This is a genomic window from Leptolyngbya sp. ST-U4, assembly GCF_039962215.1.
Taxonomy (GTDB): Bacteria; Cyanobacteriota; Cyanobacteriia; order Elainellales; family Elainellaceae; genus Leptolyngbya_A.
On sequence record NZ_JAMPKZ010000003.1, the window covers coordinates 212,344 to 236,719 of the forward strand.

The 24,376-nt window shown below is 49.6% G+C and carries 19 protein-coding genes; 14 read left to right on the forward strand and 5 right to left on the reverse strand.

Annotation, left to right across the window (positions count from 1 at the left end; all coding sequences use genetic code 11):
* The first annotated feature begins 254 nt into the window (after positions 1–254).
* From NDA02_RS08320 to NDA02_RS08345, 6 genes are all read left to right on the forward strand, one after another.
* Entirely contained in the window at positions 255–761 is a 507-nt protein-coding gene (locus NDA02_RS08320) for a DUF6653 family protein (RefSeq protein ID WP_190789640.1), read from the forward strand.
* Between the two features lie 154 nt (positions 762–915).
* Positions 916–1,929 (forward strand): NAD-dependent epimerase/dehydratase family protein, encoded by a 1,014-nt coding sequence (locus NDA02_RS08325; protein WP_190789639.1) that lies wholly within the window; start codon positions 916–918, stop codon positions 1,927–1,929.
* Between the two features lie 23 nt (positions 1,930–1,952).
* Positions 1,953–2,720 carry an NAD(P)H-binding protein gene (locus NDA02_RS08330; RefSeq protein WP_190789638.1) on the forward strand — a complete coding sequence of 256 codons (768 nt, stop codon included), beginning with the start codon at positions 1,953–1,955 and terminating at the stop codon, positions 2,718–2,720.
* Positions 2,721–2,761: 41 nt separating this feature from the next.
* Positions 2,762–4,240: an amidase gene (locus tag NDA02_RS08335; protein WP_348254782.1), complete on the forward strand. Its 1,479-nt coding sequence runs from the start codon at positions 2,762–2,764 to the stop codon at positions 4,238–4,240.
* Positions 4,241–4,244: 4 nt separating this feature from the next.
* Positions 4,245–4,682: a hypothetical protein gene (locus NDA02_RS08340; protein ID WP_190791682.1), complete on the forward strand. Its 438-nt coding sequence runs from the start codon at positions 4,245–4,247 to the stop codon at positions 4,680–4,682.
* A 25-nt stretch (positions 4,683–4,707) separates the two neighbouring features.
* Positions 4,708–5,169, forward strand: coding sequence for a GNAT family N-acetyltransferase (locus NDA02_RS08345; protein WP_190791681.1), 462 nt, complete (start codon positions 4,708–4,710; stop codon positions 5,167–5,169).
* A 97-nt stretch (positions 5,170–5,266) separates the two neighbouring features.
* Here NDA02_RS08345 and NDA02_RS08350 read toward each other — a convergent pair whose 3' ends face one another.
* From NDA02_RS08350 to NDA02_RS08360, 3 genes are all read right to left on the reverse strand, one after another.
* Positions 5,267–6,250 carry a Rieske 2Fe-2S domain-containing protein gene (locus NDA02_RS08350; protein WP_348247017.1) on the reverse strand — a complete coding sequence of 328 codons (984 nt, stop codon included), beginning with the start codon at positions 6,248–6,250 and terminating at the stop codon, positions 5,267–5,269.
* A gap of 214 nt (positions 6,251–6,464) precedes the next feature.
* Positions 6,465–7,679, reverse strand: a complete 1,215-nt coding sequence (locus tag NDA02_RS08355) for a glycosyltransferase family 2 protein (protein ID WP_348246862.1) — start codon at positions 7,677–7,679, stop codon at positions 6,465–6,467.
* A 462-nt stretch (positions 7,680–8,141) separates the two neighbouring features.
* A complete protein-coding gene (locus NDA02_RS08360) occupies positions 8,142–8,831 on the reverse strand; it encodes an alpha/beta hydrolase-fold protein (protein ID WP_190791679.1) in 690 nt (229 codons plus the stop codon).
* Between the two features lie 502 nt (positions 8,832–9,333).
* Here NDA02_RS08360 and NDA02_RS08365 point away from each other — a divergent pair.
* The gene (locus NDA02_RS08365; protein ID WP_347277877.1) at positions 9,334–9,789 is read left to right on the forward strand and encodes a hypothetical protein; all 456 of its coding nucleotides are present in this window, start codon (positions 9,334–9,336) and stop codon (positions 9,787–9,789) included.
* A 407-nt stretch (positions 9,790–10,196) separates the two neighbouring features.
* Positions 10,197–14,666, forward strand: coding sequence for an ATP-binding protein (locus tag NDA02_RS08370; RefSeq protein WP_348254783.1), 4,470 nt, complete (start codon positions 10,197–10,199; stop codon positions 14,664–14,666).
* A gap of 65 nt (positions 14,667–14,731) precedes the next feature.
* On the opposite strand, the gene NDA02_RS08375 is transcribed toward NDA02_RS08370, so the two are convergent.
* Entirely contained in the window at positions 14,732–15,199 is a 468-nt protein-coding gene (locus tag NDA02_RS08375; RefSeq protein ID WP_190792109.1) for a MarR family transcriptional regulator, read from the reverse strand.
* A gap of 153 nt (positions 15,200–15,352) precedes the next feature.
* On the opposite strand from NDA02_RS08375, the gene NDA02_RS08380 reads away from it, so the two are divergent.
* Positions 15,353–15,727: a SnoaL-like domain-containing protein gene (locus NDA02_RS08380; RefSeq protein WP_190792110.1), complete on the forward strand. Its 375-nt coding sequence runs from the start codon at positions 15,353–15,355 to the stop codon at positions 15,725–15,727.
* A 451-nt stretch (positions 15,728–16,178) separates the two neighbouring features.
* Complete coding sequence (locus NDA02_RS08385; protein WP_348254785.1) at positions 16,179–16,766, forward strand: hypothetical protein; 588 nt, start codon at positions 16,179–16,181, stop codon at positions 16,764–16,766.
* A 215-nt stretch (positions 16,767–16,981) separates the two neighbouring features.
* Here NDA02_RS08385 and NDA02_RS08390 read toward each other — a convergent pair whose 3' ends face one another.
* Entirely contained in the window at positions 16,982–17,338 is a 357-nt protein-coding gene (locus NDA02_RS08390) for a DUF4345 family protein (protein ID WP_190792112.1), read from the reverse strand.
* A 712-nt stretch (positions 17,339–18,050) separates the two neighbouring features.
* On the opposite strand from NDA02_RS08390, the gene NDA02_RS08395 reads away from it, so the two are divergent.
* The 4 genes from NDA02_RS08395 to rpsU all read left to right on the forward strand — a co-directional run bounded on the left by NDA02_RS08395 (position 18,051) and on the right by rpsU (position 24,325).
* Entirely contained in the window at positions 18,051–18,980 is a 930-nt protein-coding gene (locus NDA02_RS08395) for a hypothetical protein (RefSeq protein WP_348246866.1), read from the forward strand.
* Positions 18,981–19,233: 253 nt separating this feature from the next.
* A complete protein-coding gene (locus NDA02_RS08400; protein WP_348254786.1) occupies positions 19,234–23,499 on the forward strand; it encodes a GAF domain-containing protein in 4,266 nt (1,421 codons plus the stop codon).
* 206 nt (positions 23,500–23,705) lie between these two features.
* Positions 23,706–24,017 (forward strand): RNA-binding protein, encoded by a 312-nt coding sequence (locus tag NDA02_RS08405; RefSeq protein ID WP_190793731.1) that lies wholly within the window; start codon positions 23,706–23,708, stop codon positions 24,015–24,017.
* A 119-nt stretch (positions 24,018–24,136) separates the two neighbouring features.
* Positions 24,137–24,325, forward strand: coding sequence for a 30S ribosomal protein S21 (gene rpsU / locus NDA02_RS08410; RefSeq protein ID WP_190793732.1), 189 nt, complete (start codon positions 24,137–24,139; stop codon positions 24,323–24,325).
* The last annotated feature ends 51 nt before the right edge of the window (positions 24,326–24,376 follow it).

A 24,376-nucleotide genomic window follows, 5' to 3' on the forward strand; every position in this document is an offset into this window, starting at 1 on the left:
TAAACAAATTACTGAACCCATTTTCGACTTTAACAGCAATCGATTCAAAAACTGGCTTGCTCAGGGTAGACACTTCATTGTCCAATACTTAACGACTCAAGATGAACCCAAAATTGGCAATCCAATGGTTGGTTTGGGTATTCCTGGTCGAATGTTTACCTTCCCAAAACAGGGCAAACGGTTCGGTTGACCTTTGAAGCAGAAGTTTGAATTTGGTTAGAAGAGAACCTGCAATTTTGAGGAGGACAATAGCGATGACCGTAGAACGTAAGATTGCCAACACGTTTCACATGGATGAGGAAACCTGGGCACGTCATGCCAATCCCTGGAGCGTTTGGACTCGTTTCACTGTCCTGCCGATTCTGATTTTGGTAATCTGGAGCCGTGTCTGGCTGGGTTGGTGGTCATTAGTTCCCATCGCGATCGCCCTGTTCTGGATGTGGATCAATCCCCGCATCTTTGCGAAACCTCAATCCACTAATCATTGGGCTTCTAAAGGCGTATTGGGTGAACGGGTCTGGTTGAATCGAGATACCGTTCCTGTTCCAGAACACCATCAACGGGTTCCCAATGTACTGAGCTTGGTTTCAGTGATTGGTATGGCGGTTGTGATCTGGGGATTAGTCACACTTGATGGTTGTCTCACGCTTCTGGGATGTGCCCTCGTTTATCTGAGCAAACTGTGGTTTCTTGACCGTATGGTGTGGCTCTATGAGGATATGAGACAGGCTCATCCCCAGTATCAAAGCTGGCTTTACTAGACATTAATGCTTTCTTCCACGTGCGGGTCTGGCGACGCATCTCCTATACCGGCAGAAGACTCAAGGCTGGAGGAAACCGTGGGGTGGATGGAAAGACATAGAAGCTAACTAAATTCAAAGTACGGTATCGATTCCCGATAGGGAGGAGGATCTCATGACCTCAAACGAACTGCACGTCGTCATTGGAGCGAGTGGTGGAACGGGGAGTGCGATCGTGCGAGAACTGGTTGCACGAGGAAAACAGGTTCGTGGCGTGAACCGCAGTGGTCATGCCAATTTTCCCTTCGATATCGAAATCCTCAAAGCCGATGCAACAGATCCCACTCACATACGCGAAGTCTGCCAAGGGGCAACGGTGGTCTATAACTGCGTCAATCCGCCGTTTACTCAATGGACTGAGCTATTTCCAGCCGTGATGGAAGCGACGATCGCAGGTGCCGCTGCTGCCAATGCCAAGTATGTGTTTGCAGATGATACCTGGATGTACGGCAAAGTAAACGGACCAATGACTGAGGACTTACCTTGCAGACCCGTCAGCAACAAAGGGGTATTACGTGCCTGGTTAGCAGAAATGCTGCTTGCAGCTCACAGCAAAGGTCAAGTGCAGGCAGTGATTGGTCGTGGTGGCGAGTTATACGGCCCACTGGTTGAGTCAGTGCTGGGGCAAAATTTGTTCGGAGCCGCTCTGTCAAGCAAGCGAGCCACGTGGTTTGGCAATCTAGATCTGCCATTAACACCGCTCTTTATTGATGATTTTGCTAGAGGGTTGATAACCCTGGCTGAGCAGGATGAGGCGATCGGGAAGGTCTGGCATATTCCTACCCCTGAGCCGATTACAGGGCGAGAGTTTGTCCGCCTGATTTTTGAGGAAGTGGGAAGAGTTCCGAGAGTCATCGCTTATGGCTCTAGAGTCGTGAAAGCACTGGGGCTGTTTTGGTCTTTAGCGCGGGAAGGGGCAGAAATGATCTATCAATTTGAACAACCCTTTGTTATTGACAGCAGCAAGTACCAATCTGCCTTCGGGAAAGCCACAGTGACTTCTTACCAGGAAGGAATTCGCCAGACACTCGATTGGTATCGCACTCAAACTCAATCTCGATCCAATGAACCGCGTCAATCACACCCAAACAAGACAAATTGGGTTAATACAGCCACGCTTAAACCCTGACTTTCCCATCAGGAAGTTTCAAAATGAACGCATCAAAAATTTTAGTTACAGGGGGGACAGGCTCCCTCGGTTCTCTAGTAGTCGATCGCCTGCAAACTGCTGATTGTAACGTCCAGGTGCTCAGCCACAGTAAACGTCCTGGCACTGTTCAAGGAGACTTACTGACGGGTGAGGGATTGGAGCAAGCCGTTGAAGGGATTGATGTCATTGTCCATTGTGCTTCAAGCCCCACCAATCCCCGTCAAGTCGATGTTGAAGGGACAAGGCGGTTGCTTCAAGCAGCAGAACGCGCAGGGATATCTCACATCGTTTATGTCTCGATCGTCGGAGTCGATCGCAACCCCTTCTACCCCTACTACGGAATGAAATTTGAAACTGAACAAATAATCGAACAGGCTGCAATTCCCTGGACAATCCTCAGAGCGACGCAATTTCATGAATTTGCATTGACGCTGATTCAATTCCTCGATCGTCTCCCGATCATGCTCATGCCTAAAGGCTTCCTGCTTCAGCCCATTCAAGCAAGTGAAGTTGCCGATCGCTTGGTGGAACTAGCTCTTTCAGCTCCTGCCGGACGAGTGACCGACATCGGTGGACCCGAAGTTTGGACAGCAGGCGATCTTGCTAGAGCGTATTTCAAAGCAACTGGACGGAAACGGAACGTTGTAGAAGTTCCCATTCCTGGCAAGATTGCGCAAGCATTTCGTTCAGGAGCACAGCTCTGCCCTACCCAGAAGTACGGCAAAGTTGGCTGGAATGAGTTTTTGCGCCAACTATCCAAAAAAGAATAACCAGGAGAGACAAAGCATTTCACTGAATTAGAGGAAATATCATGAACGAGATTGTATTTAAGTCCGCTGTTGAACTGGCTCAAATGATCCGCGATCGCCAAATTTCTGCGGTCGAACTTCTGGACGCTCATGTGGAACAAATTGCTCAACACAACTCGAAATTGAATGCTATCTGCACCCTTGATGCGGAAAATGCCCGAACTAGAGCAAAGCAGGCAGATGAGGCTCTTGCAAAAGGTGAAGATTGGGGCGCATTACATGGAGTTCCGGTCACGATTAAAGACATTTTTGAAACAGCTGGACTCCGCACAACCGCAGGCTATATTCCCCTTAGAGATTACATTCCCAAGCAGGATGCGACAGTCGTTGCCAAACTTAGAGCAGCAGGAGCAATTATCCTGGGAAAAACCAACGCAGCCGAACTCGCAGCCGATTACCAGAGTATTAATTCTCTGTTTCCGCCAGTCAACAATCCCTGGAATTTAGCCTACACGCCTGGAGGAAGTTCAGGGGGCAGTGCTGCCGCGATCGCTGCAGGTCTTTCACCCCTTGATCTGGGAAATGATTTTGGCGGGTCTGTGCGTCAACCTGCTCACTTTTGTGGTGTCTATGGACTTAAATCCACCGATCGCCGCATTTCCACCGCCGGCATGATTCCTGAAGTTCCTGGTATGCCCTTGTGTGTTCGACAGATGATGACCGTTGGATGTTTTGCGCGATCCTTGGAAGACATTCGGCTTTGCTTTTCGCTGATTGCAGGAGCAGATGTGCGCCGTCCAGATGTTCCTCCGGTTCCCCTAGATACGCCTTCTGGCAAAGCATTGTCTGATCTCAAGATTGCCTGGATTGATGAGTGGAGTGAAATTCCAGTCGCTGCTGATATCCGAACCGCCATGCAGAAAACAGCTCAAACGCTGGCAAATGCAGGGGCGAAGGTAGAACGCTGGCTTCCCCAAGGCTTTGATACCTCAAAGATGTTGAACCTGTACATGCGAGTTGCAGCCTATAACAACACCTATGCTCAACCGAGAGATCGCTACAACATTCGACGCAGTTTAGGGTTGATCGCTCGTACAGCCACCCAAGGTGACAAGAAACTCAGACAATTGGGAGACTTCAGCCGATTTCTTCCAGAGCTACTTAATCCCAGTTTGAAGGGATATTTTGAAACGCTGACCGAGCGCGATCGCTTCATTGCTCAACTGGATACGGCATTAGAGTCATGGGATGTTTGGTTAGTGCCAGTGGCTGCAACGGCTGCATTCACCCATCGTCCCCCCTGGAGTGCCGTTGAGGTCGATGGCAGAGCTTACCCATACGGAGTTGCCAATGGAGCGTACACCATGCCGTTTAATTTAAGCGGGCATCCAGTCATCGTCATTCCCATTGGGCAAACGCAGGATGGGCTACCGATTGGAATCCAGATTGTGGGCAAGCGGTGGAGAGAGATGGAATTAATAGCGATCGCTCAACAGCTTGATCAGGTCATTGGCACATTTCAACATCCTCCACGTTATTGAAAGTATGAACAGCAAGTTCGATCAACATTTAATGCGTGGTAGTTGGATTCAGTGGGGTTTATGGCTCCTAGCGGTTGTTCCTCTATTCATTGGCTTCTGGGCTTTTTTGGCTCCCTATCACTTCTATGAAATCTTCCCGCTCCCTGGTAGAAATTGGGTTTCAACTCTGGGGCCCTACAACGAACATCTAGTTCGGGACTACGGTGCAAACAATCTTGGCTTCGGGGTACTACTGGCTGCGGCAGCAGTTTTGCTCGAACGACAAATCATCCAAGTTGCACTGGTGAGTTGGTTCGCCTTCGCAGTGCCGCACCTCATCTTTCACCTGACACAAACTCACCACTTCTCGCTATTCGATAATGTGACACAGCTCAGCTCTCTAGGACTTGTGGCGTTGCTCCCGATCGTCTTGCTTTTCTTTGTGACAATGCAAAAGAGATGAGTTTCTAGGAAACCTTGATTGACGTATGGAAGTAAGATTGTTTCAAACACAAGATGCTGAACAGATTGCACGGTTGTTTCATGAAACAGTACGTGAAATTAATGTGCGTGATTATTCAAACAGCCAAGTCAAAGCATGGGCACCTGAAGATATTCAATTTAGAAATTGGGTAGAAGTGTGCTCAAATCGATTCACCTATGTTGCTGACGATGATGGCGTAATTGCGGGATTTGGAGAGCTAGAGCCGAACGGGCATATTGATTGTTTCTACTGCCATAAAAACTATCAACGTTGCGGAGTAGGCAGCCGAATTTATCAAGCCATTGAAGCAAAGGCGTATGAACTGTCCTTGAATCGGTTATTTGTTGAGGCAAGCATTACCGCAAAACCATTTTTTCAACGTATGGGGTTTGCAGTGGTCAAGGAGCAAGAAGTGATGCGCCGGGGTGAGGGATTCATAAACTATGCAATGGAAAAGCTTTTGTAGAATGCACCTATTTCTATAGGCGTTTGCTGAGGTCAATCAGTTGATCAGCCGTGAATTTTTACTGTTCTGGTAGCTTGCACCCGTGAAAAGTCACTGCTTATTGAGATAAATTTGGCTCGACGATCGCCGGAAAATTCTCAAAGTTTCGTTTCACCCAATCCATTCCAACTTCGTTATTGAGTTTGATACGCTTAGGGCTATTAGGATAGAGCTTGCTTAAAATATCAGTATCTTGTTCGACAGCGGTTCCTACCAGTTTTAGAAAATTGTGTTTTGCTAAATTGGCGATCGGATACTTTGCTTTTCCAAACATTAAAACATAAGTGCGGGTATGCGTTTCGGATTCAGGAACAAAGAGATGGCATTGCTTCACGCTTCCGAGCGAGGCGTCTTCGTGTAGTATGACGATCGCAGGAAAAAAGTTTTCGACATGAATATTCAGAACTTTTGGCAGTGCTAGAATAGCCGGATGCTTTAAGATGTCCTGAAATTTGTTTTTTGCTCTTGGGGTGTCGTAGTAAGCATGGGAATGTAGCCCGTTATCAATAAACTTTTTGAAGTGTACTTCTTCAATTTCAAATAATGCACGATGGGTTCCGTTGGGGTGATTGTAGTCGTGCATAATTAATAGCATCGACAGCAAATCAGTCTTAACGCTCCAATCAGCAACAAAGCCAATAAAATCATATTCGGCTGCAATTTGATTCAGAATATTCGGAATCGAAATCTTTGGCTCGACCCCACCATACGACCAAACGAAGTCCCCTTGAACAATTAGCTCTAACGGCTTCAGCAGCGATTTTATAGGTTTGTTTGATCCGGGTAAAACTGTGCATCCGGTATGGTCAAACTCTAAAGCATGAAATGGGCATACGATCGCACTGCGCCCATCTGAACGAGAAACACACCAGCCTTCAGAGAGCATTGCGCCCATGTGAGGGCAGGCGTTGGGCAAAGCACTGATGTTCCCGTTGTCATCCTGCCATAAGACGTAATCGTTGCCATACAGCGAAACTTTCATAGGCTGATTTGGCTTCAGCATCGATCGATGAGCCAATAGCCACGGAGTACCTTGTAGCATCGTCATAATCTTCTCAAGTTTGGCTAATCATTAAGAAAATTCTTTTGAGCAAGATTGACCAGCCCACTATATACCCCTAAGATAAGTTTCCTGTCCAACAAGATGGGGCGACTCCCCCTGGAGTAGGAAACATTTGTTGGGTGATTGCGGATAGTTTCGCTGCCGTGTTCACTCAGATCAGACGATTCGGCGTAATATCAATACGCTCAATGCGCTAAATTTTGACTCGCTGCCCATCCTTCAACTGCTGCAAAGGATATAAAGTGCCGCGCCAAACAATGCCCTGCTGTTGCCAACAGGAGAACGCTGAACGCAGCAGGATAACCGAGAGAATGAGCTGCCCGACTGGAATCAACAACATGCCAAAGGTAAAACGCCTTAGCTTAGCCCACACCGCCCAAGCATAAAGCAGCAAACATCCATAGGCAGCAATCCCAAATCCCCACAGCCAGGATCCTGGTTGCTGTAGAATTGCAACAACCCAACCCAGATTAAGCAGCCAGAGCAGCACCACCGTGATAAACAAACTGGAATAGCGATAATGGGCAGCCGCACCAAAGAGATTTTTCTCTAAGCCGCGCACCATTGTAGATAAAGAGGGATACCAGGTTAAACCAATCTCATCAGTTCCGAACACCAAGCAGTTCCGCGCTCCAGCCTGCTGCATCATCAGCGCAAGTCCTAAGTCGTCAACAACTTCCATTCGCAGCCAAGCAAACCCAGCGGTTCGATCAAAAACAGATTTCCGCACCAGGTTAAAGGCTCCATTGCCAGCGAAACTGTCCGATTCGGGTTTGCCGATCTCAGAGGCGTTGATACTATTCAAGAACAGGAGACCGAAGGCAGCCAGCGTTACATCAAGCCAAAACGACTGGCTATAAGCCTCAGCTGCTACGGAAAGATGGTCAAGCTGCTCTTCAAGGCATAAGGCGATCGTCTTCTTCAAAACACCCGGCTGAAAATGAACGTCTGCATCCGTAAAGAGAAGCCAATCTCCCGTAGCCCTCTGACTGCCAAGATGCAGCGCATGAACTTTTCCCAGCCATGCTGGAGGCAGATGAGTGATATGCACAGGCACGATGCGATCGTCTTGGCTCGCTAACTGGTCAACAATGTCGCCTGTGTTGTCGGTGGAGCGATCGTTAATGAGGATGATTTCTAGATTGGGATAGTCCTGCTTGAGAAGCGTCGTCAAGGCTTGCCCAAGGGTGTCACCTTCATTACAAGCTGGGATAATAATACTAAGCCTTGGAAAGGTTTGAGGCGATTGTGGTTGCAACTGCTTGAGCAGTCGTATCGATCGAACTCCATGAACCGCTTTGAGGTAGCTTAAGCCCCAAGCAAGGCAAGAAAGCACTGCCCAAGTTGTAAGTATCCACTCGATCGCGCTCATTGAATTTCCAGTTAAGACATCAGCAACTTCATTCACAGCAATCCCTTTTATTGTTATACAGCATTGTTATAAAACTGTTGCAGGATCAATTTTTGCAGGAGCAGTAGTTTGAACATCATCCCGACATCTATCGCTTTCCGTCTCGCATTGCTCTTGCGTGGTTTGCTATGAATTGGTTCTTATAAATTAGTTCTGACGTGGGGCGAAATTGCTTATCAAAGAATAATTTCATCGAGCCGCACCAGTAAATCTTTTTTCTGAGTCAGTTTCGCTTGGCGTTTTTCCCAATTCCAAAATTTAGATTGGCTTATGTTTTGAATTCATTTGCTGAACGTTCGTCGTTTCGTTTTACAGCGCGATCGCCAGCACAATTCACAAGCTCTCTCTTATCCCATACACTCGCTTATTCCAAACCCTTTTGTCCCAAGCTCTTTCATGCCAAACCCTTTTATCCCATCGCTGAATCGATTTGAAATCATTCCTGTATTCATTTTCTAATCAAGCTGTAAACCAGTTAATGCCTTCGCGGGCGATCGTCCCAGGTACAGTATGAGGACCATCAAATTCGCGATACACCACGTCATAGCCTGCTCGCTGCAACTGCGGCACAATTCGACGACTGCATTGATCGATCGGCAGCACCGTGTCTCGATTACCGTGGGAAATAAAACAGCGAGGCATTCCGTTCCGCGCGGCAGGAGTCATGAATCCGGGTGAAAAGGCAAGAATGTGGGGAAATAAATCGCCGTTCGTAATGCCGACGGAAAGGGCATAGGACGCGCCATCTGAAAATCCTGCGATCGCCACCTGATCTGGGTTGATTGCATACCGATCGAAGGTTTGAGCCAGTGCACGATCGAGAAAGGCAATATCAGGACCGTAATCGTTGATAATCACATCCCAGGTTTGCTGGCGTGAGTCTACCGCTAACACAATCATTCCAAAAGGATCTGCTAATTCCCGAACGATTCTCAGTGCCCCTTCTGCGTCGCCACCTGCACCATGCAGCATGAGCAATAGCGGGGCGGGCTGATTTGCTCGATAGGTTGGCGGCACATAGATTAATCCGTCGCGCTGACGCTCTAGATTTAGGGGATGCAGTCCGGGAAAACCTGTTGCGGTGGGCTGAGTGGGGCGAGCCTGTAGCCGCCCTGCTGTCGCGAAACTTTCTGGTCTCACAGTTTTCATTGGGAATCTGTCTCGTTTTACATAGCCGATGAGATGAGAAGGGATGCTGCAAAGCAATTCCTCCTTAAGGGCGATCGCCAAAGCAGCCCCAATTCCACATTGGAGAAAACTACGCCTTGTCCAGTAAGAAGCCAAAATGATTACGGGAGTGCGATTAAGCTCTTTATTTATGCTAAGCCACTGGAGAATTGAATTCACTCATCTTAAGGATTAAAACGGTTTAGCAATTAATTTTTAGGAAATTAAAAACGATGACGCGAGTATTAGACAAGAAGATTCTCTGATAACCCTTTAAACTCCTTCCCCAGATCAATGAATGGCTTTGTCAAGTCTGTAAAAATATCGCCAATGCAAAAAGATGAGAATCAGTCTTTATTAATGCAGTTGATTGAGTCCGGAGGAGAAAATGGTTTTAACTCAGCAAAAACGTGCAATTGGCATATTCACGAAACGTGAGGACCTTGAGGAATCGCTAAATCACTTGAACGATTCTGGTTTTCCAATGAGCCAGGTTTCAGTGGTCGGAAAACACCTGGAAAACAAAACAGTTGGTGAGGTTGAGATTAGCGACCATCTGGGAGACACCAAAGTTAATAAAGCAAACGCGATCGTCGGGGATACTGCGACGATTAGTGCGACCGGGTTTACCCTATTAGGGCTATCGAGCTTAGCTCTCCCTGGACTTGGGGTTATCATTGCCGCCGGAAGTTTAGGAGCAGCGATGGTTGCCACGGTAGCAAGTACAGGAGTTGCGGCAGTTGCAGCGAATCAGTTAGTTCAAGCACTCATTAAGATGGGAATTCCAGACGAAAAAGCCCGGGCATATAGTGACGAACTGCAAGGCGGTAAGTACCTGATCATGGTGGAAGGAACTGAGGACGAGATTCGCCCGGCAGAAGAAATCCTTAGCAATCGTGGAATCTCAGAGTGGGGAATTTATCAACCCGCTGAATCCTGATCTCAATTTTATCTAATTTTCTAATCTGTTAAACCTGATGAGCATTGCCTTCCCCGGAGCATTTAACGTTTCGGGGAATTTTTTGTCTAACTGCTTTCACCCGGCATCGTAATATCACACCTGTGCAAGCAGCAGCGGTAAGGGGCAGAATGGCATCGATATCTCGCCCCTCTACCTAATCTCTTGCCCCCCTACCTAAAGATAGATTTGCACGATCCGGTAATAATAATTATTCTTTAAAGACCTTGCTGCCAATCGGATTCCGTCATTGGCTGATGGGTTGCTTCAGTGAACCCGCGAATAAACAGAATCACGCTGAGAAAGATTTGTTCAGCAACATTTAACCGGTTGTCCAACTTGCCAAACTGAATTAACGCTCGATCGATTCCCCCACTTCTCCGCCCGCTATGGATACTGCTTCAATCTCCAACAATCTGTTTGCCAACGGTGGCGAGATGGGGCGCCTGATGCGCCAGATGGACTGGTCAAAAACGCCATTGGGTGAGGTCGAAACCTGGTCACAGAGCTTAAAAACGACGCTGCGGATTGTGCTGACTTCACGTCAACCCATGTTTGTTTGGTGGGGCGAAGACCTGATTAATCTCTACAACGATGCCTACCGAGATTTTCTCCACGCCAAGCATCCCGCTGCGCTGGGACAGTCTGCAACTGAAGTTTGGCGCGAAGTCTGGGATCAGCTTGAACCCCGAATCGAATCGGTGATTCACAAAAACGAGGGAACGTTTGACGAAGCCTTGCCCTTTATTATGGAGCGCAAAGGCTACCCGGAAGAAACCTATGTGACGTTCTCCTACAGCCCCATTCCGGGCGATCGTGAGGATATTGGCGGGCTGCTTTGCGCCTGTACCGACGACACTCAGCGAATTGTGGGCGAACGTCAACTCGCACTGCTGCGAGAACTCGCTGCAAAAACAGCAGATGCCCGCACCTTTGACCAGGCTTGCAGTCTCAGCATCGAAGCTCTGTATAGCAATCCCTATGATTTGCCCTTTGCGATGATTTATCTGGTCGATCCCGACCAGCAGCAGATTGTTTTAGCAGGGACAAGCGGCATTGATCCGGGTCATCCTGCGGTGCTGCAAACTGCTGATCTAGACTCTCCCTCTGCTTGGTCGCTTGCTGAAGTGCTGGCAACGCAAAAAAACGTTTTAATCCGTGACTTAACTGCGAGATGGAGTCATCTCCCCACGGGAGCCTGGGAGCGTCCGCCCCATCAAGCCGTTGCCGTACCCATTGCCCCTTCTGGACAAACCGGACGAGCGGGAGTCTTAGTGGTTGGGCTAAATCCTCTGCGGCTATTTGACGATAGCTATCAGGGCTTTATCAATCTGGTGGCGGGTCAAATTGCGGCGAGTATTGCCAATGCTCAGGCGTATGAGGAAGAACGCAAACGGGCAGAGGCACTCGCAGAAATCGATCGCGCCAAAACTGTCTTTTTTAGCAACGTCTCCCACGAATTTCGCACACCCCTGACCCTGATGCTGGCTCCGGCTGAGGATGCGCTAAACGATCCAGACGAACCCTTGTCGTCAAACCAGCAGGAGCGCATTCAAACGGTGCAGCGCAATGGGATGCGATTGCTTAAGCTCGTCAATACGCTGCTAGATTTTTCCCGGATCGAAGCGGGACGGGTGCAGGCTTCCTATGAACCCACCGATTTAGCGACCTTCACCGCAGAATTAGCCTCAGTGTTTCGATCGGTGATTGAGCGGGCAGGAATGCGGCTGCTGGTGGATTGTCCGCCGCTCCCGGAATGGGTGTATGTCGATCGCGAAATGTGGGAGAAGGTGGTGTTTAACCTGCTCTCAAACGCCTTGAAGTTCACCTTCGCAGGCGAAATTGCGGTTAGCTTACAGTGGCAGCACGACCACGTTGAACTGCAGGTGCGGGATACGGGTATTGGCATTCCCGCTGCCGAGCTACCCCATTTATTTGAGCGGTTTCATCGCGTGAAAGGCGCACAGGGACGAAGCTTTGAAGGTTCGGGAATCGGGCTTTCTCTGGTGCAGGAATTGGTGAAGCTTCATGGTGGAACGATCGCCGTGAGGAGCATCGAAGGACAAGGAACCTGCTTTACCCTTTCTGTTCCCACGGGAACGGCTCATCTCCCATCCGAACGCCTACAACACAGCGAAGCCGATCGCCTAAGCGCAGCTCGCACCCTGGTCTCGACGGCACTCAACTCGAACCCCTACCTGGAAGAAGCCCTTCGCTGGCTATCGGAGGTAAGCACAGGCAACGAATCAGTCATAACCCTATCTCCCCCACTCTCCACCGCCTCACTCCCCATTCCCCCCTCTTCCCTTTCCCCTGCCGCTGCCGCTCGCATTCTCCTTGCCGACGACAATGCCGATATGCGCGACTATGTGCGGCGGTTGTTGAGTCAGCAGTACGAAGTCAAAGCAGTCCCAGATGGGGCATTGGCTCTGGCTGCAATTCGTCAGCAACCTCCTGATCTGGTTCTCACGGATGTCATGATGCCCAACCTGGACGGCTTTGGTTTGCTGCAAGCCTTGCGAACCGACCCACAAACCAGAGAAATTCCCATTATTCTGCTGTCTGCCCGTGCTGGGGAAGAGGCTCGCATTGAAGGACTCGAAGCGGGAGCCGATGACTATTTGGTCAAGCCTTTTTCTGCCCGTGAATTGCTGGCGCGCGTGGAGGCGACTTTGAAGCTGGCACAACTGCGGCGAGAAGTCTCCCAAACGTTAGAACGAAGTGAAGAACGCTATCGAGCCTTTGTGCAGCAGAGTTCAGAAGGCATTTGGCGTTTTGAAGTCGAGCAACCCATCGAAATCGATCGCCCTGAGGCAGAGCAGCTAGAATGCTTCTACCAACACGCTTACCTAGCAGAGTGCAACCAGAGGTTTGCTGAGATGTATGGCGTTGCCTCTCCTCAAGATCTCATTGGAGCAAGGCTAACGGATTTTTTTGCGCCAGCAGACTCTCGCAATCTGGAGTATTTACGTGCCTTTATTCGCGGCGGCTTTCGGCTCAGTGATGCAGAGTCTTACGAGGTCGATCAACAGGGGAATCCCAAGATTTTTTTGAATAACCTGATTGGCATCATTGAAAACCGGAAATTGGTGCGTGTCTGGGGCACTCAGCGGGACATTACCGCTCGTAAACAAGCCGAGCTGGAACGTGAAGCTTTACTGGCGCGTGAACGTCATTATGTAAATCAGTCGCAGGAGCTCACGATCGCCGCACTTAGCATCAATTCTGCTCTTTCGATGCAAGAAGTCCTGCAAGTCGTCACTGATCAGGCGGCTGCGATTATCGGTGCTCACCAGTCTGTTACCAGTCTGACCATCAACCAGAACTGGGCACAGGCAATTACTGCCGTTTCCCTGTCAGAGAAGTATGCTCAGTGGCGAGACTACAACGAACTGACCAATGGAACGGGCATTTATGCCTGCGTCTGTCATCTGAATCGCCCGCTGCGAATGACCCAAGCCGAACTAGAGGCTCACCCGCACTGGAAAGGATTTGGCGAAGCAGTAGACCGACATCCCCCCATGCGCGGCTGGCTCGCGGCTCCCCTGATCGGACGCAACGGACAGAACATTGGATTGCTCCAGCTTTCGGACAAATACGAAGGCGAGTTTACCGAAACCGATGAGTCTATCCTGGTGCAGCTTGCCCAAATGGCATCGATCGCCATCGAAAATACCCGGCTCTATGAAGCCGAACAGCAGGCGCGATCGAACGCAGAAATGGCCCGTGAAGAAGCACAGGCAGCAAACCGGATCAAAGACGAATTCCTCGCGGTTCTCTCCCACGAACTGCGATCGCCCCTGAACCCCATTCTGGGCTGGGCAAGGCTGCTGCAAACGGGCAAACTGGATGCTGCTAAAACTTTCCAGGCACTCAGCACAATCGAACGAAACGCCAAACTCCAGGCGGAACTGATTGAAGACTTGCTCGATGTCTCCCGCATTCTTCAGGGCAAACTCAGCCTCAATGTCAGTCCAATCAATTTAGCTGCCACGGTTCAATCAGCGATCGAAACAGTGCGTCTTGCCGCAGAAGCAAAATCTATTTCAGTCGCAGCCCATCTGGATACTGAAGTCGGGCAGGTCTTTGGGGATGCTACTCGCTTGCAGCAGGTGGTGTGGAACTTGCTCTCGAATGCCGTCAAATTTACGCCTGCTGGGGGACAAGTCGAGGTGCGATTAGAACCGGTAGACGGTCAAGCGCAAATCACCGTTCGCGACAGTGGCAAAGGCATTCCGTCAAATTTCCTGCCTTATGTGTTTGACTATTTCCGCCAGGAAGACGGTGCAACCACCCGGAAATTTGGCGGGTTAGGACTGGGATTGGCGATCGTGCGTCATCTGGTCGAACTCCACGGTGGTACTGTAAAAGTCGAGAGTGAGGGTGAAGGGTTGGGCGCAATGTTCACGGTGAAGCTGCCGTTGATGTCTTCTTCGCCAACGGCAAGTTCCGATCGCCCCCTTACTGAATCATCGCTGAACCTGAATGGAATCCAGGTGTTAGTCATTGATGACGGAATAGATTCCCGTGAATTTGTGACATTTGTGCTGGAGCAGGCAGGCGCAACGGTAGCAACTGCCTCAACTGCTAGCGAAGGATTCTTAATGTTCACCCAATCCCCGCCGGATATGCTGCTCAGTGATATTGGCATGCCGGATATGGATGGCTATATGCTAATGCAGCAAATTCGATCACTGCCCCTAGAGCAGGGCGGACAGGTTCCCGCGATCGCCCTCACCGCCTATGCCGGGGAAATTAATTATCAGCAGGCAATGGCAGCAGGCTATCAGCGGCATCTTTCCAAGCCCATTGAGCCAGAAAATCTAGTGCAGACGGTCGCAGAACTGCTTCAGAGTTAGCCAATTTCTGCATCTGGAGGGCGATCTTTCATTGCTCGGAGCTGCACCTGATTCACCAGTTGATATCACGGGTCTACTCTTGTTTCTGCCGCCGCCAGAAGACGCTGGAGAACTTGCTGTAGGGTTTTGGCTTCTGATTCACTGACATGAGCCGCAAAGTACTCGACGATGCCCGCTGCATAAACTGACCACATTTGCTCCTGCATCGACAGCCCAGCAGGAGTCAGCGCCGCATAGGTTCCCCGACGATCGCTGGGGCAAGATTTACGACAAAGCAACTTTGCCTGCTCCAGACGATCGACCAAGCGAGTCAGGTTACTGCGACTGAGCAATGTTTTGTCTGCTAGCTCACTCAGGCGGAGCTGATGATTCGGAGCTTCCTTTAAGCTCAGCAGCACATCGTACCATTCCAGTGGCGGCAACTCTGCCTGAGCTAATTGTTGCTCAATCTGGTCAGATAGTCGTTTGTGAGCAGTCAGAAACAAACGCCAGACCGAGCTATAAAGCTGATTGAGTTGAGGTTGAGTGTTCATACGCCCAGTATGCCAAAAAAATAGTTGCACTTTCAACTAAAGGGTGTTAACTTAGTTTTAGTTGCAAATGCAATCACTCCAAATGCAACCACTCCAAACGCAATCATCAAATCTGGAACTACTCTATCCACCCCTTTTTGGAGGCATTCAATCATGACTACGAATCTGGAAACAACGGTTGATCTCAAAGCTGCCTTCGAGGACATCAAAAATCTAGTGCTGTCAGGCAAAGCAATGGAAGCCTTTGAGAAGTACTACGGGGATGATGTTGTCATGCAAGAAAACGAACATCCGCCCACGATCGGCAAGGACGCCAACCGTCAACGAGAAGAGGAATTTTTTAGCAAGATTGTCGAGTTTCGGGCGGGCGAACTCAAGAATGTTGCCTTTGGCGAAAACGTCATTATCTCCGAGTGGTTCTACGATTACACGCATCAGGATTGGGGCAAGCGCACTTACCACCAGGTCTCGGTGCAGCAGTGGAGAGACGGCAAAGTATTCCACGAACGGTTTTATTACGGAGCGTAGGAGGTGTTGTCCAGATGCTCAACCTTAAACTCATCCGCCCCCGGTTCGGTTTCGATCGCCAGCATTCAATCGTGACGCGCATGGAGAAATCCAATTCTCTGGATCGTGAGTCTGTTAATTTCGGCAATCAGCCAACGTGTGTGCCAACCCCTTCATCCAACCCAACCTCTTCATCCAATAGAGTACCGCTTTTGCTTATTGATGGAACCATTTTGTTCTAGTCTGCTTTGATTTGTGCATCGTTGAATCAAATTGCGATCGCTTTAACTCAAACGATGACTGTACAACTTTAGCCCACTACACGCTTTCCAGTTGCAGTGCGTCAAACCAGAATCTCTTTTGCGATTATTTCCGTTTGAAATTATGTCATGAGAGTGAATCGATCACTTATCAACTCAGTTTATCCTTTTGAATCTACATTCAATTCAACAAAACCCAAGGGGTATCAATCATGAGACGTTCTATTTTTGCAACACTGTCTGCGATCGTTCTTGTCTCTGCTGCAACGCCCGCATTTAGCAATTTCGTTCATTCTGGAGCAGTTTCTCAGACGATCAGCGAAGGACAACAAGACCAACTCAACGCCCGTAATTCCCGCCGGGAACAAGAGCGGAATGAAACGCTGAATGCTCGAAACTCGCGTGCCCAGCAAGAACGCTACGAAACGCTAAATGCTCGAAACTCTCGCTGGGAGCAAGAGCGGAATGAAACGCTGAATGCTCGAAACTCGCGTGCCCAGCAAGAGCGGAATGAAACGCTAAATGCTCGAAACTCGCGTGCCCAGCAGGAACGCTACGAAACGCTAAATGCTCGAAACTCTCGCTGGGAGCAAGAGCGGAATGAAACGCTGAATGCTCGAAACTCGCGTGCCCAGCAGGAACGCTACGAAACGCTGAATGCTCGAAACTCTCGTGCCGAGCAAGAACGCTACGAAACGCTGAATGCTCGAAACTCTCGCCGGGAACAAGAGCGGAATGAAACGCTGAATGCCCGAAATTCCCGTGCCGAGCAGGAACGCTACGAAACGCTTAACAGCTAATTAGCTTAAGAGCTAATCGATCGTGTGGCCACTGAGTGATGACGGTTGGGGATAAACTCGTGATCGTTGCAAGGCAGTTTCTACCCGAATGACTCGAAGCTGTTCTCCCAATTGTTTGATTCAGTGCAACATTCCTGGTTCAGTCACAAAAACAGATTAATGGTGTGGGAGGTAAGCCTGGACTTGTCTCCCTACCTTCCTGTATCTGGCATTAATTAACTCCAGCTTAGGAGAAACAGCACACTCAGCAGTAGCTCTGTGACAACCCCACCCAGGTTCTTAACGGTGACGCTACGATCGACCACACTAGACATTAAGCGGACAATCGCAGCTCCCAGGGAAGCAACCCCCAGAACCGTAAATGCCTCCGCCGACTGTAGCCATAAACAGGCTACGGCTAACCCGATAAAAAAGCTCCCCAGCGTCGATCGAATTTCAGAAACGCCAATGGGGGCAATGGGTTGAATGCCGACAAACGCAGCCATCGGTTTGGGAAAGAGCAACGCGGCGGTTCCGAGAAGGAGCAGGAACACGGCGGCAAAACTAGGGGCAAGCTGGATAAAGGTTTCCACAAGCAGAATTAAGAAAAACTATCTCTATTTGGGGCTGTCTGTGCAGGAGTGAAGGACTGTCGATCGATAGAACTCCTGATTGAACTTTTACTTCTACTTCTTATTTCCACTTCTTACTTCCACTTCCGGCGGTTAATCCTGCCTGCACCATTGCCACTTCCTCCGCTCTGTACCTGGTATCTACCAACATTGTGGCTTGATGGTCTAGAAAGTTCGAAACTATAGGCGAAATTATAGGGGAAGGCTGTTGCTATAAAGATAAAATCCGCCTTCTAAATTGATGAAATATTAGCCCTTCGCAAGCTAGATCTCACGCGATCGTTAGTCCTCCATTTGTCAGATGTATTTCTAGTTCTGCCTGACTAGATTAGAAGTATCTAATCATTAATGTGATTTATTGTTCGTGGAGTTGGGCTGTGTTTCCAGAGAAAATTGCTTCTCCAGGGTTAAGCCATATTTAACAGGAGTGCTAAAGCCATTTCACAGCACCAGCTTTTGCAATCCACTGCAATCTACAAGGCAGCTTTGCTTATCTGCGGTATTGGTTGCTTTAAGAGGCAAAGCATGAAGCTGAGAATGAAGTTAGGAATAACGTTTCTCCGGGTTGCATCAAGATAATTCGCTGTCTTGCTATCAGAAGTTCGGCTTCGATTCACCAAATAGCAAGCTTTTTGCCTGGAAGAACCCTCTGGAAGATAAGTTGAAGTTTAATATGAAGCCTATTTTGCATAAAGTTCAGAAGAAGATTTCCGAAACAGCTTCCGATTTTAGCTATCGGTTGGAGCAGGTGAAATATGCTCAAAAACTGCCCGCTCTATCTCCGGTTGATCGCCAGATTGTGGATGAAATTAATCATGAGGGGGTTGCTGTTCGATCGCTAGACGATTTGTGCTTTTCTTCGACTCCATCCCTGCAAGAAGCATCTAACCGTTTGATTCAAAATCTGGGAAAATCAGCATTCGCAAATCCGGAGGAGATAGAATACGAAGAGGGTTTTCGGCATTGCGCTCCGGTTAATCCCAGCCGGATTGCAAAGGAGTATCCAGCGCTTTATTTGTGGGGGCTGGACGATCGAATTCTCAATATTGTCGAAAATTGCATTGGTTTACCTATTGCTTATCATGGGGTCATTGCCCGAAAAGAGGCGAATGACGGGAAGCAGGTTGGCACAAGATTATGGCATCGAGATCAAGACGATCGAAATATTATTCGCATCAGCATTTATCTCAATGATGTTGGGATTGAGGATAGTCCTTTTGAATACATTCCCAAATCTTTAACTCCCTCAATGCGCTCATTCAAAGCCTCAAATTATGTTATTGATGATGACGCGATGGCGGCAGCCGTTCCGCCTTGCCAGTGGAAAGCCTGTACGGGTTTAGCCGGAACCATTATTTTTGCCGCAGCCGCTCAGGTGTTTCATCATGGTAAGGTTCCGCGCTCGAATCGACAGCGAATTGCAGCCTCCTACCATTACACGAGCCGACAGCCCACTAATCCGCAACTCTGTAAAACTTTCTCTTTCAAATCAGGGATTCCTTTCATGGATCACCCATTTACAGCGCGACAGCGAGAAGTGCTCTGGGAATATCAGAACCTTTTACCGCAGCGAAAGCAGGAGAAAGCTTATTGCCACTCTTAAAGCTCGTGCTGCCCAGAATTCCCACCGCGATCGTATTAATCTGTTGTACTACTTTGTTGTACTACTGAGCAGCGGATCCTTAGCAACCGATACGGAGCTAATATAATACAGAGCCGATATAGTTAAAGTCGATACAATAGGGACATTAACAGCGTTTGAAGTGTTTGAGTAAATCTGGGGAACCAGAAGCAGGAGTGCGACCGATGCTCTGCCTCAAAATCCGGTCTGGAATGCGATCGCTCCGTTACCGCACATGACTCCCGCTAACTCCCATCCCCTGCCCTCGTCGCTCTTTATGACCGATACCCTGCCGTCCACGCTTTCCACTCCTATTCCTGAAAATGAAACCGAGCGGCTGGCAGCCCTGCATCGCTACAAGATTCTTGATACGCCCCCCGAAGCCGCTTTCGATCGCATTACCCGCCTGGCAGCACGGCTATTTGAGATGCCGATCGCCCTCATTTCGCTGGTTGATGAGTCGAGAGCCTGGTTTAAGTCCTGCGTTGGCTTTGGCGCAAGTGAAGTGCCGCGAGATGCCACGTTTTGCAGCTTTGCCGTCTTAAACGATGAGCCGCTGATTATTCCCGATACGCAAAAAGACGCTCGCTTTGCCTGTAATCCCTTTGTGCAGAGTGAACCGGGGGTGCGGTTTTATGCAGGTGCGCCGCTGATCAGTCAGGATGGTTTCCAGTTGGGAACGCTTTGTTTGCTCGATGGCCAGCCCCACGAGCCGTTGACTGCAAAGCAAGAAGCGACTCTGGTAGATCTGGCAGCAATGGTGGTGGATGAACTGGAATTGCGACTGGCAGCGCAAAAAGTTGCTCAAGTGGACAACGCCCTGCTGGAGATTACGCAAGGACTTGCATCGGTGATGGGTGAAGCGTTTTTCGAGGCATTGGTGCAGCATTTTGCCAGGGTTCTCAACACTGATTATGTCTACATCGGTGTGATTGATGAGAATAGCGCTCATCAGTTGAAAACGATCGCCACCTGTGCCGGGGGACAAATTGTTGATAATCTCCAATACCCGCTGCAAGATACGCCTTGCTGGGAAGTGATTCGGCAGGGCAGAGTTTGCTGCTATCCGCACCATGTGCAGGCTCTCTTTCCCCAGGCGCCCTTGCTGAAGCTGCTCTCGGTCGAAAGCTATGCAGGGGTTCCCTTCTTCGACTCGAACGGTAATCCACTGGGATTGTTGAGCGTGATGGATGGCAAGCCGCTAGAGGACGTTCATCTGACGAAATCTCTGTTAACCGTTTTTGCCAATCGCATTGCCACCGAGCTAGAGCGTCAGCAGGCGGAGATAGACCTGCGCGAATCCGAGGAAAAATACCGCAGGCTGTTTGAGTCAATCGACGAAGGCTATCTTCTGGCAGATGTGATTTTCGACGAAAACGATCGCCCAATCGATGTTTTTTATCTTGAAGCAAATCCGGCTGTGCAGCGCCTCACCGGACTGGATTTCGTAGGAAAACGACTGCGCGAGCTTGACCCAGGGTACGAATCCCAATGGTGGGAAACCTATGGAAGAGTTGTCCAGACTGGTATTGGCGAACGCCACCAATTTTATACCGAGCCGCTGAAAGGCTGGTACGATTTCTACGTCTTCAAAGTAGAGGGGGCGCACCACCATCGAGTTGCGATCATTTTTAATAACACTACCGATCGCAAAATGTCCGACCAAGAGCAGGAGCGATTTTTTGCCGTCGCGTCTGATTTGCAGGTGATTACAAAAACAGACGGCTACTTTCAGTGGGTTAGCCCCAGCTTTGAGCGGATGCTGGGCTGGACGCAGGCGGAAATGACTTCTCGCCCCTGGACTGATTTTGTTCACCCCGACGATATCCGCCCCTCAGTTTCGGAAGCCGACGCCCTTTTCTCCGGCAGCGAAACCTTTGCCTTTGAGAACCGCTATCGACACAAAGACGGCTCTTATCGATGGTTGCTGTGGAGAGCGCAGCCCTATCCTGAAGAACAGGTTTTTTACGGGGCTGCTGTCGATATCACCGTCGCAAAGCACCTCGAACAGGATCGCAAACAGTCTGAAGCCGCCTTACGAGAAAGTGAGGAGCTAAAGGATCGCATTCTAGAGAGCAGTCAAGACTGCATCAAACTTCTAGCGTTAAACACCGAAATTTCCTATATCAGTCCGGGAGGGCTACGGCTACTGGAAATCGATGATTTCTGTTCGATTTTGCATACCCGTTGGCTGGAGCGATGGCAGGGCGAAGATCGGGAAAAGGCACAAGCGGCGATCGCTGCCGCCACAGAAGGAAATGTCGGACAATTTCAAGGCTATCTTCCGACTGTGAAAGGCACGCCCAAGTGGTGGGATAGCGTGATTACGCCAGTGCGAGATGCCGTCGGGCAAGTTGTGCAGCTTGTCGTAATTTCGCGCGACATTACCGCCGCGAAGCAGCATGAAGCCGAGCGCCAAAAAGCTGAACAAGATCTGCGAGAAGCCCATGTGCAGCTCGAAGCAGCTTTAGTGGCAGGCGGCGTTTATACCTGGCGGTGGAATATTTCTGCCAATCGGATCGTTGTGAACTCGGCGTTTGCTGGTTTATTTAACGTAGATGTTGCGATCGCCACGGCAGAAGGATTGCCGATCGAGTTCTTTATCAATTCGATGCACGAGGAAGACCGTCCTCACGTTTCAGCGAAAATTCAACAGGCGATCGAAACAGGTGAAGTGTACACGGCAGAGTACCGAGTTCAAACCGCGGCTGGCGAAGAGCGATGGGTTAAGGCACGGGGTCAGGTCGAGTATGCCCCAGATGGCACGCCGATCGCGTTTCCGGGAGCACTGGCAGATATTACCGATCGCAAACAGGCAGAAGCGGCGATTCACGCGAGCAGTGAACAGTTTAAACTGTTGGCAGAATCCGCCAGCAATTTGCTGATTGTCGAAGACCCGAAGGTTTATTTAGCGACATTGTTTGAAAAAATCGCAGCGCATTTGCAGCTTGAAGTTTACTTCAATTACTTTTTCCAGGAAGAGCAGCAGCGATTAGAATTGCATACCTATGGCGGAATTTCAGAAGACCTTGCTGCCGCCGCTCGATTTTTAGAGTTGGGTCAGGGAGTGTGTGGCAATGCAGTGCAGCGTCGCTGTCCGATCGTGGTTGAAAATGCCCTGGAAGCCACCGAACCGCTTGCCTTACCGCTTCAGTCGTTGGGCATCAGAGCCTATGCCAGTCATCCGCTCATCGTAGGCGATCGAGTGATGGGTACGCTGGGGCTGGGGACGTATCAGCGCGACCGCTTTACCCCCGACGAACTGGAGTTAATGCAGGCAGTGGCAGCTCAGGTGGCAGCAGCTTTAGAACGATCGCGCCTGCTCACCGAGCTACAGGTTCGCGCCGAAGCGTTAACTCAGGCAAACCGCATCAAAGACGAGTTTCTCGCTGTGCTGTCCCACGAGCTGCGATCGCCCCTGAACCCCATTCTGGGCTGGACTCGCCTGCTGCAAACCGGCAAACTCGCCCCTGCTCGCCAGGCTGAAGCTTTAAACACGATCGAACGAAATGCCAAACTGCAATCGCAGCTCATTGAAGACTTGCTCGACATTTCCCGCATTATGCAGGGCAAGTTATCTCTTACAGCGGCTCCGGTCAGTTTAGCGTTTGTGATTTCGTCGGCGATCGAAACGGTGCGGCTGGCAGCCGAAGCCAAAAACATCGACATCTTGCCTGACCTTGATTCGGCGATTGCTCCGGTTTCTGGCGATGCAGCCCGTTTACAGCAGGTGGTGTGGAACTTGCTGACGAATGCGGTTAAATTCACGCCAGCGGGCGGAAACGTGACTGTCGAATTGCGTCAGCTCGATCAGTTTGCGCAAATTCGAGTGATTGATAATGGCGTGGGCATTCGTCCATCCTTTCTGCCCCATGTGTTTGAGTATTTCCGACAGGAAGACGGCTCAACCACGCGCAAATTTGGCGGACTGGGGTTGGGGCTGGCGATCGTGCGGCAAATTGTCGAACTGCACGGTGGCACAGTGCAAGTTGAAAGTCCTGGAGAAGGGTTGGGAGCGACGTTTACCGTCAAACTGCCGCTGTTAAGGAGTGGGAGAGATGGGGAAACGGGGGAACGGGGAGCAACCCATTCCCTCACCGTCTTATCCCCTCATCCTCTCAGCGGATTGCGCGTCCTGGTGATTGATGACGAAATGGACTCGCGAGAATTTGTTGCGTTTGTTTTGAAACAGGCAGGAGCCAATGTCACGACTGCCTCGACTGCAACAGAAGGATTTTTGGCACTCACGCGATCCCCGCCGGACGTGCTGCTCAGCGATATTGGAATGCCGGAGATGAATGGCTATATGCTCATGCGGCAGATCCGGGCACTTGCACCCGCTTTAGGTGGACAAATTCCGGCGATCGCCCTGACCGCCTATGCCTCAGAAGGGGATCAGCAACAGGCACAACAGGTCGGATTTCAACGCCATATGGCAAAGCCGATCGAACCAGACCTTTTGATCAGCGGGATCACTGAATTGTTGAACGTTGAAGCATAATGAGCAGCTTTAACCGGCTAGGATTAAGACAGCACCATTGGGTCAGAAGTGGCAAGAATCGCGATCGTTCTGTCACCTCCCCTGTTCTCCACGATTTCTTATTCTGTGTTACCGTCTTAGGTAAGGCTTATTTTCGGGCGTGTAATTCGTTCCACCAGCGTTTCTCCGAATCTAATTCTCTACATTGATGGTTTTGGAGAATCTTTATGTCAATTTATGTGGGCAACCTATCCTACGAGGTCACGGAGGATGGTTTGAATCAGGTTTTTCAAGAATACGGAACGGTGAAACGAGTTCAACTTCCGACCGATCGCGAAACAGGTCGGCTCCGTGGATTTGCTTTTGTTGAAATGGGAACCGATGCAGAAGAAACTGCCGCGATCGAAGCACTTGACGGCGCAGAATGGATGGGACGCGATCTAAAAGTCAATAAAGCAAGACCCCGTGAAGAAAGAGGTTCTGGCGGCGGTGGCGGCGGCGGTTGGGGCAACCGGGGTAATTCTTCTCGACGCTACTAAATTCGGGAATTAAAATCATCGCTTTTTGAACGCTCAAGTCTAAGGCTGGTTGGTGGCTTTTTAGAAGCAAGCATTTTTCTTCACCAGCCTTAGTTGATCTAATTAAATAAGGAAATTGAATGACCCAAGTTATTCCTGGTGAGAATGAAGGAATTGAGTCAGCATTGCGTCGATTTAAGCGAGCAGTTTCCAGAGCAGGAATTTTTCCAGATATGAGGAAGCATCGCCATTTTGAAACCCCAATCGAAAAACGGAAGCGCAAAGAGCTTGCAAAGCATAAACAGCGCAAGAGAAAGTTTCGACCATAATTGGGAATTGAGTTTAAGGGCGATCGAATTCATTTATTCTGGAAATATTTG

What these genes read in the sequence shown, in the direction of transcription:
- NDA02_RS08320 (WP_190789640.1), top strand. Translation starts at nt 255, where the DNA reads ATGACCGTAGAACGTAAGATTGCCAACACGTTTCACATGGATGAGGAA.
- NDA02_RS08325 (WP_190789639.1), top strand. Translation starts at nt 916, where the DNA reads ATGACCTCAAACGAACTGCACGTCGTCATTGGAGCGAGTGGTGGAACG.
- NDA02_RS08330 (WP_190789638.1), top strand. Translation starts at nt 1,953, where the DNA reads ATGAACGCATCAAAAATTTTAGTTACAGGGGGGACAGGCTCCCTCGGT.
- NDA02_RS08335 (WP_348254782.1), top strand. Translation starts at nt 2,762, where the DNA reads ATGAACGAGATTGTATTTAAGTCCGCTGTTGAACTGGCTCAAATGATC.
- NDA02_RS08340 (WP_190791682.1), top strand. Translation starts at nt 4,245, where the DNA reads ATGAACAGCAAGTTCGATCAACATTTAATGCGTGGTAGTTGGATTCAG.
- NDA02_RS08345 (WP_190791681.1), top strand. Translation starts at nt 4,708, where the DNA reads ATGGAAGTAAGATTGTTTCAAACACAAGATGCTGAACAGATTGCACGG.
- NDA02_RS08350 (WP_348247017.1), bottom strand. Translation starts at nt 6,250, where the DNA reads ATGCTACAAGGTACTCCGTGGCTATTGGCTCATCGATCGATGCTGAAG.
- NDA02_RS08360 (WP_190791679.1), bottom strand. Translation starts at nt 8,831, where the DNA reads ATGAAAACTGTGAGACCAGAAAGTTTCGCGACAGCAGGGCGGCTACAG.
- NDA02_RS08365 (WP_347277877.1), top strand. Translation starts at nt 9,334, where the DNA reads ATGAGCCAGGTTTCAGTGGTCGGAAAACACCTGGAAAACAAAACAGTT.
- NDA02_RS08370 (WP_348254783.1), top strand. Translation starts at nt 10,197, where the DNA reads ATGGATACTGCTTCAATCTCCAACAATCTGTTTGCCAACGGTGGCGAG.
- NDA02_RS08375 (WP_190792109.1), bottom strand. Translation starts at nt 15,199, where the DNA reads ATGAACACTCAACCTCAACTCAATCAGCTTTATAGCTCGGTCTGGCGT.
- NDA02_RS08380 (WP_190792110.1), top strand. Translation starts at nt 15,353, where the DNA reads ATGACTACGAATCTGGAAACAACGGTTGATCTCAAAGCTGCCTTCGAG.
- NDA02_RS08385 (WP_348254785.1), top strand. Translation starts at nt 16,179, where the DNA reads ATGAGACGTTCTATTTTTGCAACACTGTCTGCGATCGTTCTTGTCTCT.
- NDA02_RS08395 (WP_348246866.1), top strand. Translation starts at nt 18,051, where the DNA reads ATGAAGCCTATTTTGCATAAAGTTCAGAAGAAGATTTCCGAAACAGCT.
- NDA02_RS08400 (WP_348254786.1), top strand. Translation starts at nt 19,234, where the DNA reads ATGACTCCCGCTAACTCCCATCCCCTGCCCTCGTCGCTCTTTATGACC.
- NDA02_RS08405 (WP_190793731.1), top strand. Translation starts at nt 23,706, where the DNA reads ATGTCAATTTATGTGGGCAACCTATCCTACGAGGTCACGGAGGATGGT.
- rpsU (WP_190793732.1), top strand. Translation starts at nt 24,137, where the DNA reads ATGACCCAAGTTATTCCTGGTGAGAATGAAGGAATTGAGTCAGCATTG.